Annotated in this window: 10 protein-coding genes; 4 read left to right on the top strand and 6 right to left on the bottom strand. The window is 72.4% G+C overall.

Going from position 1 to position 10,781, the window contains the following annotated elements:
- Positions 1-527 (top strand): isochorismatase family protein (locus ASF38_RS01930; RefSeq protein WP_082480400.1); only part of this gene is annotated, 527 nt, incomplete at its 5' end.
- Between the two features lie 175 nt (positions 528-702).
- Here ASF38_RS01930 and ASF38_RS01925 read toward each other — a convergent pair.
- The gene (locus tag ASF38_RS01925) at positions 703-1,617 is read right to left on the bottom strand and encodes a dihydrodipicolinate synthase family protein (protein ID WP_055964098.1); all 915 of its coding nucleotides are present in this window, start codon (positions 1,615-1,617) and stop codon (positions 703-705) included.
- A gap of 200 nt (positions 1,618-1,817) precedes the next feature.
- Entirely contained in the window at positions 1,818-3,083 is a 1,266-nt protein-coding gene (locus ASF38_RS01920) for an Nramp family divalent metal transporter (protein WP_056573286.1), read from the bottom strand.
- A 263-nt stretch (positions 3,084-3,346) separates the two neighbouring features.
- Between ASF38_RS01920 and ASF38_RS01915 the strand changes: the two genes are divergently transcribed.
- Positions 3,347-4,363 (top strand): LacI family DNA-binding transcriptional regulator, encoded by a 1,017-nt coding sequence (locus tag ASF38_RS01915; RefSeq protein ID WP_055964104.1) that lies wholly within the window; start codon positions 3,347-3,349, stop codon positions 4,361-4,363.
- 3 nt (positions 4,364-4,366) lie between these two features.
- Here the strand turns inward: ASF38_RS01915 and ASF38_RS01910 are convergent, their stop codons facing one another.
- Complete coding sequence (locus ASF38_RS01910) at positions 4,367-5,179, bottom strand: oxidoreductase (protein ID WP_056573284.1); 813 nt, start codon at positions 5,177-5,179, stop codon at positions 4,367-4,369.
- A gap of 28 nt (positions 5,180-5,207) precedes the next feature.
- Complete coding sequence (locus ASF38_RS01905) at positions 5,208-6,740, bottom strand: MFS transporter (protein WP_056573281.1); 1,533 nt, start codon at positions 6,738-6,740, stop codon at positions 5,208-5,210.
- Positions 6,741-6,833: 93 nt separating this feature from the next.
- Between ASF38_RS01905 and ASF38_RS01900 the strand changes: the two genes are divergently transcribed.
- Entirely contained in the window at positions 6,834-7,472 is a 639-nt protein-coding gene (locus tag ASF38_RS01900) for a TetR/AcrR family transcriptional regulator (RefSeq protein ID WP_056555930.1), read from the top strand.
- A gap of 35 nt (positions 7,473-7,507) precedes the next feature.
- Here the strand turns inward: ASF38_RS01900 and ASF38_RS01895 are convergent, their stop codons facing one another.
- Positions 7,508-8,977 carry an NAD-dependent succinate-semialdehyde dehydrogenase gene (locus tag ASF38_RS01895; RefSeq protein WP_056573278.1) on the bottom strand — a complete coding sequence of 490 codons (1,470 nt, stop codon included), beginning with the start codon at positions 8,975-8,977 and terminating at the stop codon, positions 7,508-7,510.
- Positions 8,974-10,326, bottom strand: coding sequence for a 4-aminobutyrate--2-oxoglutarate transaminase (gene gabT, locus ASF38_RS01890; protein WP_056555928.1), 1,353 nt, complete (start codon positions 10,324-10,326; stop codon positions 8,974-8,976). The genes ASF38_RS01895 and gabT overlap by 4 nt, the downstream gene beginning before the upstream one ends.
- A gap of 108 nt (positions 10,327-10,434) precedes the next feature.
- On the opposite strand from gabT, the gene ASF38_RS18580 reads away from it, so the two are divergent.
- Positions 10,435-10,781, top strand: a 347-nt coding sequence (locus ASF38_RS18580) for a LysR family transcriptional regulator (RefSeq protein ID WP_235497347.1), incomplete at its 3' end; no start/stop codon positions are given.

The raw sequence follows: 10,781 nt of genomic DNA, 5'->3' as shown, positions 1-10,781 counted from the left end.
CCCGAGCCATCGACGTCGCCGTCGAGCTCGACGTGCCGGTCCTGGTGCTCCAGCACGAGCTGCCGGAGGGTTCGCCCGTCTTCGCGGTCGGCTCGAAGGGCTGGGAGCTGCACCCGGAGGTCGAGCGCCGCCTGAGGCCGGAGTTCGGCCGCGCCTCGAAGGTCCACGGCAGCGCGTTCAGCGCCGACGGTGTCACCGAGTGGCTCGCCGACCGGCAGGTCGACACGATCACGATCGTCGGCTACATGACCAACAACTGCGACCTCGCCACGGCCGCCGACGCAGAGACGCGGGGCATCGCCGCCGAGGTGCTGTCGGACGCGACCGGGGCCATCCACCTCGCGAACGAGGCGGGGAGCGCGTCGGCCGAGCAGGTGCACTCGACGCTGATGGTGCTGCTCAACTCCAACTTCGCCGCCGTCGGGACCACGGACGACTGGGTCGAGGCCGCCCGGGCGGGCACCGCGCTGCCGAAGAGCGACCTCGGCACGTCTGCTCTCCAGGGCCGGGAGCGCTTCAGCGGCTGAGCGCCACGCGTCCCGCACGACGAGACGCCCCTCGCCGGTCGGCGAGGGGCGTCTCGTGCGCTGGTGACCCCCAGGGTCGCGCCCCGAGCCGGACCCGTCAGGTGGGTCCGAGCCCCGCGTGTCCACACGGCGGGTCGGGGCGCGACGCCGGGAGCCACCGGGTCGCGGGGTGGGATCAGATGATCCCGGCCTGCTTCAGGGCGAGGCTGATCTCGCCCTGCGCCTCGGGGGCGAGGTCGAGCAGCGGAGGGCGGACGGCGGCGTGCTCGAGCTTGCCGCGCTCCACGAGGGCCAGCTTCAGCGCCACGGTGCCCTCCATGTGCGAACCGCGGTGGTAGACGTTCTTGGTCACCGGGAGCAGCGCGTCGTGGAGGGCGCGGGCCGCGGGGTAGTCGTGCGCCTTGCCGGCGGCGATGAGCTCGACCAGCAGCTCGGGGGCGATTCCTCCGTAGCCGACGAGCAGACCGTCGACGTCGAACATCGTGTGGAGCAGATACTCGTCGTGGCACGAGAGGATCTGCAGGTCGGGCAGCTCCTGGCGCAGGACGGGGATCTCGGTGTCCCAGCGGCGCATGTTGCGCACACCGTTCTTCGTCGCGAAGACGCCGGGCTGCGCGCCGATCTCGAGCTGGGTCTGCAGGTCGTAGGAGGCCTTGGTCGCATCGGGGTACTGGAACAGGATGAGCGGCAGGCCCGACTCCTCGTGCACGATGCGGTAGCGCTCCTGCGGGGCGCCCTGCTGGTAGCCGAAGCGGAGCCAGCCGTGCGAGGGGTACAGGAGTCCGGCGCTGGCGCCGGCGTCGACGGCGCGCTTGGCCTCGAGACCCGCGACCTTGTCGCCCTCGCCGGTGATGCCGGCGATGACCGGCACGTCGCCGGCGTTCGCGACGGCCACCTCGATGACCTTCACCTGCTCCTCCTGCGTGAGGTAGGTGCCCTCGCCCGCGTGGCCGAGATAGACCAGGCCGGTGATGCCGGGGATGGAGGCGTACCAGCGGGTCAGTGACGCCACGGCGTCGTAGTCGACCTCGAGGTCGCGGGTGAACGGGGTGACGGGGGCCGGGGTGAGGCCGCGGAGATCGAGCGTCATGGTGGGTCCTCTTCGAACGGGTCGGTCGTGGTTACGGAACGTTCGCGGGAACGTTCCCACAACGAGTGTGCGTGACCCCGGTCACCGTGTCAAGGGCCAAGCGACGTCGACCCGGGATCGATCGGGACGGCCTCTGCGAACGCCGTCGGCCCCGCTCCTCGAGAAGGAGCGGGGCCGACGGCGGCGTGCTGCGCAGCGGGTCAGAGCACGATCGTGAGCAGTCGGTAGCAGAGCGCGAAGATCGCCACGAGCCCCACCAGCCCGAGCGCGTTCTGCCACCACCGGTTCACGTAGCGACCCATCAGGTCGCGGCGCGTGGTCATGACGAACAGCAGGAGGCCGAGCAGCGGTGCGACGATCACCGTGAGGGCCTGTGCCGTGATGATCAGCTCCACGGGTGAGCCGTTCGAGACGAGCGTGATCATGAGCCCGAAGGCCAGCACCGCGAGCATGCCGAGCTTGACGCTCACCCGGTCCATCGTGTTGCCGCGTCCGAGGCCGTCGGAGAGCAGCGTGCCGCCGGCCGTCGCGTTGGCGACCATCGACGAGAACGCAGCGGCGGAGAAGCCGAGCCCGAACAGCGTGGCGCCGAGCTCGCCCGCGACCGGACGGAGGACGTTTGCCAGCTCGGGGAAGGTGGCGGCGCCGGTGCCGGTGTTCTGCAGCGCGGCGGCCGCGGTGACGATGACGAGGGCCGTCATGATGCCGGGCGCCAGGATGCCGGGGATCGTGTCCGCGATCGTCGTCGTGCGGTAGTCCTCGGCCTTCAGACCCCGCTCGCGCGAGGCGTACCCGGTGAAGAACGCGGCGTTGATCGAGAAGTTGGTGCCCACGAGGGCGATGATCAGCAGGCCCGCGTCGGAGGGGATGGTCGGGAAGAGGCCGTCGGCCGCGGCGACCCAGTCGGGCTTGGACAGGAAGGCGCCGAGCACGAAGCCGATGCCCATGAGCACGACCAGCCCGAGCATGGCGCGTTCGAAGAGCTTGTAGTAGTTGGGTGCCCAGGCCACGGCCCCCACGACGACGGTGCAGCCGATGGTCCAGAGGGTGGGGGAGCCCCCGAACAGCATCGAGAAGCCCAGGCCCGACCCGACGGCGTTGCCGACCGAGAAGCAGAGGCTGATGAGGAAGACGCCGATGCCGGCGGCCGTCCCGACCGGGCGGCCGAGTCGGTCCTTGATCGTCTGCACGAGGGAGCCGGGGGAGACGATGGCCAGGCGCACGCTCATGTCGGTGAAGACGATCATGAGGAGCGTCGAGACGGCGATGACCCAGATGAGGGCGTATCCGTGGGCGCTGCCGGCCTGCACGGCCGACGCGAGGTTGCCGGGTCCGAACTGCCAGGCCCCGGCGATGAAGCTGGGTCCCATGAGGGCGAGCGTGGCGGCGAGCCCGCGGCGTGAGCGGCGGGATCGGTCCGAGCGGGGTCCCGCCTGCTCGGCGGTGGCGGGGGCGGTGTCAGTCATGGTCGTCCTTCTCTGTCTATCCCACGGGGGCTCGTTCGTGTGGGCAGTCCGGTCGGTCCGGGCGGTGTCCTCGTGGTGGACGGACGTCGTCGGTGTGTGGCTGCGGAGTGTGACAACGTTCACGGGAACGTTCCCATCGTGTGTGACGGGGACCACGCTGTCAACCGTTTCGGGCGAGCGTCTTCGGGAGCGGGCAGGTGGGTGCGAGCACCGTGTGCGCCTATGCTGGCCAGCACCCGGCCCGTCGATCAGAGGAGGACAGCGTGACCGAGACGCCCGTGCGTCCCCCCACGATCCTCGACGTCGCGCGCGAGGCAGGCGTCTCGAAGTCGACCGTGTCGAGGGTGCTCGACGAGCGACTGCCGCCGTCGGGCAGTCCGGCCGCGGAGCGCGTCCGCGAGGCCGCGCGACGGCTCGGCTACCGACGCGACCGCTTCGCCTCCGCGCTGCGACGCCAGCAGACCCGCACTATCGGCGTGCTGGTGCCACGGCTCACCGACACGGTGATGGCCATGACCTTCGAGCAGCTGGCTGCGGCGTGCGCCCGCCGCGGTCAGTTCGCCATCGTCGCCACGACCGACGACGACCCGGCCGCCGAGGCCGAGGCCGTCGAGCAGCTTCTCGACCAGCGGATCGACGGCCTGGTGCTCACGACCGCGCGCCTCGACGACGACGTGACGTCGGGGCTGCGTGGGCACGGGGTGCCGGTGGTGCTGGCTCTGCGCTCCGACGGAACCACCCCGTCGGCCACCGGTGACGACGAGCTCGGTGGCTACCTCGCCACCCGGCACCTGCTCGACCTCGGTCATCGGCGCATCGCCCTGGTGGCCGGGCCCTCGTTCGCCTCGAGCGCGGTCGGTCGTCAGGCGGGCTTCCGGCGCGCGATGGCCGAGGCCGGGGTGACGGACGTCGACGACCTGGTGCACGAGTCGGCGTTCAGCATGGAGTCCGGCGAGCTGGTCGCGCGCGAGGTGCTCGCGGCACGCGACCGGCCGACCGCGGTGTTCGCGGTCAACGACAACACGGCCATCGGCGTGCTCGCGGCGGCCCAGGCACTGGGTCTCTCGGTGCCCGAGGACCTCTCCGTGGTGGGCTACAACGACGTCCCGGTCTCGGCCCGCCTGCCCCGTCCGCTCACGACGGTGCGCGTGCCGTTCGACCAGATCGCCGCCGCCGCGCTCGAGCTGCTCGACGAGGCGCGTGCCGGAGCGTCGCCGCGGCACGTCACCGTCGCCCCCACGCTCATCCCGCGCAGCACGTCGGCGCGTCCGCCCCGCTGAGGTTCACGGCAGGCGGTTCAGGCTGCGGACCTGGCGGTCGAACGCCGCCTGCGGGGCGAGCCGACGCAGGACGGACACCCGCCGCGCGAGGGGGCCCGCGGGGTAGCGGACGCGAGGTCGGCGGTCGGTGGCCGCCTTCGCGACGACGTCGGCGACGACGGCCGGATCGTCGGCACCGCGCATGGCGCCGGCGAGCACGTCGGCCGCAGTGGCCCGCTGCGCGTCGTACCCGGTGAGGGGTCGGTCCGGAGCGAGGGCGCTGCCCTCGAAGGACGTGCTGGTGTAGGCGGGCTCCACCAGCAGCACACGCACCCCGAGGGCGCGGACCTCGTGGTCGAGCGACTCCGAGTAGCCCTCGAGCGCGTGCTTGGTGGCGGAGTAGACCGCCATGAAGGGGGCGGGCATCAGGCCCAGCACCGACGAGACGTTGACGACCCGTCCGCTGCCGCGTCCGCGCATGTGCGGAAGCACGGCGTTCGTCATCCGGATGGCACCGAGCACGTTGACGTCGAACACTTTCGCGGCCTGCTCGGCCGAGCTCTCCTCGGCGGCGCCGAGCAGCCCGATGCCGGCGTTGTTGACGAGGACGTCGATCCGTCCGAACCGGTCGAGCACGTCCTGCACGAGTGCGCTCGCCGACGTGTCGCTGGTGACGTCGAGCGGCAGGAGCAGCATGCCGTCGGTGTCGGGTTCGCCGCTGCCGCGGCGGCTGGTGCCGACGACGACGAACCCGCGGGCTGCGAGCGCCCGGGCGGCGGCCTGGCCGATGCCCGACGACGCACCGGTCACGATGGCGACGGGGCGTGCTTCGTTCATGTGGTCCTCCGTGGTGGGGGTGAGGGAGTCACGCGTCGAGGCGTGCCGTGCCGTCGGCGGGCTCGTCCTCGGCGTCGAGGGGGTCGTAGCGGTCGCCGGGCAGGGCCAGGAGTCCTGCGGCGGCGCCAACGAGGCACAGCACGCCGACGACGACGCACGCCAGCTCGAGGCCGTCGAGGAACGACGCGTCGACCACCGCGGACAGGCCGGGGACCTGGGACGCGGCGACGTCGGCGAACCCGACGGAGTCGGCGGCCCGGTCGAGGACCGTCCCCTCGACGCGCCCCTCGAGGGCCGAGCGGAGCGCGTCGGCGTACCGGGAGGCGAACATCGAGCCCACGACGGCGACGCCCAAGGTGCCACCGAGCTCGCGGGTCGCGTCGTTGACGGCCGAGCCGACCCCGGCGCGGGCGGGCGGGAGCACCTGCATGATCGACTCCGTGGCCGGCGTGCTGACCAGTCCGATCCCGATGCCGAGCATGAGCATCTGCGGCACGACGACGGTCGGGTAGTCCACGTCGGCCGGGATCTGGGAGATCCAGAGGAAGGCGCCACCCAGCAGGGCGAGCCCGGGCGCGACGACGAGCTTCGTGCCGATGCGCGGTGCCAGCTGGGCGCCGACGATCGAGGCGACCGCCAGGGAGAGGGCCACGGGCAGGAAGCGCAGGCCGGTCTCGAGCGGCGTGTAGTCACGGATGAACTGGAAGAACTGCGTGATGAGGAAGATGAAGCCGAAGAGCGCGAAGAAGGCGATCGTGACCGCCGCGCAGGCGGCGCTGAACCGGCGGTCGAGGAACAGCGTGACGTCGATCATGGGGTGCTCCACCGCCCGCTCGATCGCGATGAACGCGGCGATCAGCGCCGCGGCGCCGGCGAACCCGGTCAACGTCTCGATGCTGCGCCACCCGTGCTCGGGTCCCTCGGTGATCGTGTAGGTCAGCGTGCCCAGGGCGGCGACGGAGACGGCGAAGCCGTACCGGTCGATGCGCGGCACCGACGGGTCGCGTGACTCCGGGACGAACGCGATCGCCATGCCCATGGTGGCGACGGTCAGGGGCACGAGCGCCCAGAAGACGCTGTGCCAGGAGTAGTGCTCGAGCAGGATGCCGCCGACCACGGGCCCGATGGCGACGCCGACGCCGACGGAGGCGCCCCACAGACCGAGCGCGGACGCACGTGCGCGCCGTTCGGTGAAGGTGTTGGCGATGATCGACAGCGTCGTCGGGAAGATCACGGCGGCGAAGACGCCCATGGCGAACCGGAGGGCGATCAGCTGACCGCTGCTGTCGACCAGCGCGGCGGCGCCGCTGCTCAGTCCGAAGCCGGCGAGGCCGAGGACGAGGGCGGGCCGACGACCGAACCGGTCCGACAGGCTGCCCATCGCGAGCACGAGGGAGGCGAAGGCCAGGTTGTAGCCGTCGACGATCCACAGCAGGTCACGCGTGCCGGCGTCGAGCTCGTCCGCGAGCGACGGCAGCGCGATGTTCACGATCATCGTGGAGAGGTTGATCGTCAGCGTCGCGAGGCACACGGTGAGCAGGATCAGGGACTTCCGGGGCATGCGCGCTCCTCGAAGTTGATGGCGTCAACATCGAGCATGAGGGCTAGTGTTGTCGCTGTCAACATTAGAGCCGTCCTTCGCTAGGGTGGTGCCATGGCGTCCCCCGCGTACCACCACGGCAACCTGCGCGAGGCACTCGTCGACGCCGCGGTCGACGCCGCCCGCGAGCGAGGTGCCGACGGCCTGGCGCTGCGCGACCTCGCGCGCCGGGTGGGTGTCTCGCACAACGCCGCCTACCGGCACTTCGCCAATCGCGACGACCTGGTGGCGGAGGTCGCGGGCCGTGTCATGGACCGCCTGGTCGAGACGATGCAGCGGCGCTGGGCCGACGTCGACACCGACGATCCCGTGCTGCGGGCGCGCCGTCGCCTCGCGGCGGTCGGACGGTCGTACGTGGAGTTCGCCGTGGGCGAGCCCGGCCTGTTCTCGCTGGCGTTCTCCAGCGTGGCGGTCTCGACGGACCTGGAGGGAGCCGGTCCCTACCTGCTGCTGGGCCAGGCCCTGGACGAGCTGGTCGAGGTCGGGTTCCTGTCGGCACAGGCTCGCCCGGGTGCGGAGATCACGTGCTGGTCCGCGATGCACGGGTTCTCCGTGCTCGCCGTCGACGGCGCCGTGCGCGGTGCGTCCGACGCTGAGCGGGAGGCCGCTCTGGAGACCGTGCTCACCGCGATCGACCGGTCGTACGGAGCGACGACCGGCACCGAGACGCGCGCCGGCGACCTGCTGCCGTAGCCGTCGTACCTCGTGAGGACTCCCGAGGCGCGGGGTCAGGCGGGCCAGTCGACGCTGAGGTACTGCGTCTCGGTGTACTCCTCGAGGCCCTCGCGGGCGCCCTCGCGGCCCAGACCGCTCTGCTTGACGCCGCCGAACGGGGCCGACGGGTCGGAGACGAGGCCGCGGTTCACGCCGACCATGCCGGCGTCGAACGCCTCCCCGAGCCGGATCGCTCGCTGCAGGTCGCGCGAGAAGACGTACGCGGCCAGGCCCATCTCGCTGGCGTTCACGAGCCGGAGCAGCTCCTCGTCGTCGTGCCACGTGACGATCGGGGCCACGGGACCGAACAGCTCGTGGTCGAGGATCGCGGCGTCGGCCGGGACGTCCACGAGGACCGTCGGCGCGAAGAAGTGGCCGGGTGCGTCGGGCAGCTCGGCGCGGTGGCTGACGCGCGCGCCGGCCCGCACCGCCTCGTCCACCACGCGGCCCAGGGTCTCGACCGCCGTGGTGGAGATGAGGGGGCCGACCGTGGCGCCGCCGCGTGCCGGACCGACCGACAGCCGCTCGACCTCGGCGCCGAGGCGCTCGACGAAGGCGTCCACGACGTCGGCGTGCACGTAGAAGCGGTTCGCCGCCGTGCAGGCCTGGCCGCCACCGCGGAACTTCGCGACCATCGCGCCGGCCACGGCCGCGTCGACGTCGGCGTCGTCCGCTACGACGAACGGGGCGTTGCCGCCCAGCTCCATCGACGCGTTCACGACGCGCTCGGCGGCCTGGCCCAACAGGATCGAGCCGACGCGGGTGGACCCGGTGAACGAGATCTTGCGGATCCGCGGGTCGGCGAGCCAGTGGCCCACGACCCCGGCGGCGTCGGTCGTCGGCACCACGTTCACGACACCGTCGGGCACGCCGGCCTCGGTCAGCAGACGGGCGACGGCCAGGGCCGTCAGCGGCGTCTCGGCGGCGGGCTTCAGCACCACCGTGCAGCCGGCTGCGAGGGCCGGCGCGATCTTGCGCGTGGCCATCGCGGCCGGGAAGTTCCACGGCGTCACGAGCGCGGCCACGCCGACGGGTCGGTGCGTCACGATCGTGCGCGTGCCGCCGGCGGGGGAGGAGCCGTAGTCGCCGTGAGGGCGCACCGCCTCCTCGGCGAACCAGCGAAAGAACTCGGCGGCGTAGACGACCTCGCCGCGCGCGTCGGTGACGGACTTGCCGTTCTCGCTGACGATGAGGTCGGCCAGCCGGTCGGTGTCGCGGATCATCAGCTCGAACGCTCGGTGCAGCACCACCGACCGCTGGCGCGGCGACGTGCGACGCCACGCCACGAACGCGTCCGCGGCGGCGTCGACGGCCGCGGTGGCGTCGCCCAGGTCGCCGTCGGACACCTGGGCGACGACCGAGAGGTCGGCCGGGTCCACGACGTCGAAGTGCCCCGAGCCCCCGGCCCGCCAGACGCCACCCACGAGCACGCCACGGGTCGGGTCGAGGGCCTCGACGTGGGCGGACGTGACCTGCACGCTCATCGGGTCTGCCCGGACCGCGGCGCGGCCGCGAAGGCCGCCTCGAGCACGTCCAACCCCTCGTGGAGCAGGTCGTCACCGATGGCCAGCGGCGGGAGGAAGCGCAGCACGTTGCCGTAGGTGCCGCAGGTCAGCACGATGACGCCCTCGGCGTGGGCGGCCGACGCCACGGTCTTCGCGAGGTCGGGGTCGGGGTCGGTCGTGCCCGGCTTCACCAGCTCGACGGCGATCATCGCGCCACGGCCGCGCACGTCACCGAGTCGGTCGTCGCGCGCCTGCAGGGCTCGGAGCCGCTCCGTCATGAGCGTCCCCACCTCGCGGGCCCGCTCGACGAGCCCCTCGGCCTCGATGGTCTCGATCGCGGCCAGCGCGGCGGCGCAGGCGAGCGGGTTGCCGCCGTAGGTGCCGCCGAGCCCAGCGACGTGCGCGGCGTCCATGATCTCGGCGCGGCCCGTCACCGCCGACAGCGGCAGGCCGCCGGCGATGCCCTTGGCCGTCACGATCAGGTCGGGGACCACGCCCTCGTGGTCGCAGGCGAACAGGTCGCCCGTGCGCGCGAAGCCGGTCTGCACCTCGTCGGCCACGAACACCACGTCGTTCGCGCGGCACCACGCGGCCAGCGCGGGGAGGAAGCCCGGCGCCGGCTCGATGAAGCCACCCTCGCCCTGGACGGGCTCGATGACGATCGCGGCCAGGTTGGCGGCCCCCACCTGCTTCTCGACCACGTCGAGCGCGCGGGCGGCCGCGGTCGCCCCGTCGAGGTCGCCGTCGCGGAACGGGTAGGAGAGCGGGGCGCGGTAGACCTCCGAGGCGAACGGTCCGAAGCCGTGCTTGTACGGCATCGACTTCGCGGTCATGGCCATCGTCAGGTTCGTGCGGCCGTGGTACGCGTGGTCGAAGACGACGACGGCCTGCCGCTTCGTGTGGGCGCGGGCGATCTTGACGGCGTTCTCGACCGCCTCGGCGCCGGAGTTGAACAGGGCGGTGCGCTTGTCGTGGTCGCCCGGGGTGAGCCGGTTGAGTGTCTCCGCGACGGCCACGTAGCCCTCGTAGGGCGTGACCATGAAGCACGTGTGCGTGAACGCGGCGACCTGCTCCTGCACGGCCGCCACGACGCGCGGCGCACTGTTGCCGACCGTGGTCACGGCGATGCCGGACCCCAGGTCGATGAGGCTGTTGCCGTCGACGTCCACGACGATGCCGCCCCCGGCCTCGACGGCGAAGACGGGCATGGTCGTGCCCACGCCGGCGGCGACCGCGGCGTGCTTGCGGGCCATCAGCTCGCGCGAGCGCGGTCCGGGCAGCTCGGTGGCCAGGTGGCGCTTCTGGACGACGGGCGGTCGCACGGACATGGGTTCCTCCTGGGACGCGGTGACCACGCCAGTCTCCCGCCGGTCACGTCATGCCGTCCAATGCCGATGTCGGATCAAGTCGATGCCTGACAGGCATATGGTGGGCGGATGGAGCTGCGGACCCTCACCTACTTCGTCGCTGTGGTCGACGCCGGGACCGTGAGCGCGGCGGCGGAACGCGTGCGGGTGACCCAGCCGTCGCTCTCGCGCCAGGTCCGCCAGCTCGAGCGCGACCTGGGTCTCGACCTGTTCGAGCGGCACGGCGGGCGGCTGGTGCTGTCCTCCGCTGGTCGCAGCCTGCTGCCGCTGGCCCGCGACGTCCTGGCCTCGGCCGACGCCCTGCGCACCGCTGCCCGGGTGCGGGCCGAGGGCGGTCTGGACCGCGTGACCATCGCCGCTCCCGCGACCACGCTCACCGACGTCGTGTCGCCCTTCCTCGCCAGCCTGGCCCCCGA

Origin of the sequence: Aeromicrobium sp. Leaf272, from assembly GCF_001422865.1 — a bacterium.
Classification (GTDB): domain Bacteria; phylum Actinomycetota; class Actinomycetes; order Propionibacteriales; family Nocardioidaceae; genus Aeromicrobium.
Note: the sequence above shows the minus strand (reverse complement) of the source record. Positions and strands in the feature narration are given on the sequence as shown.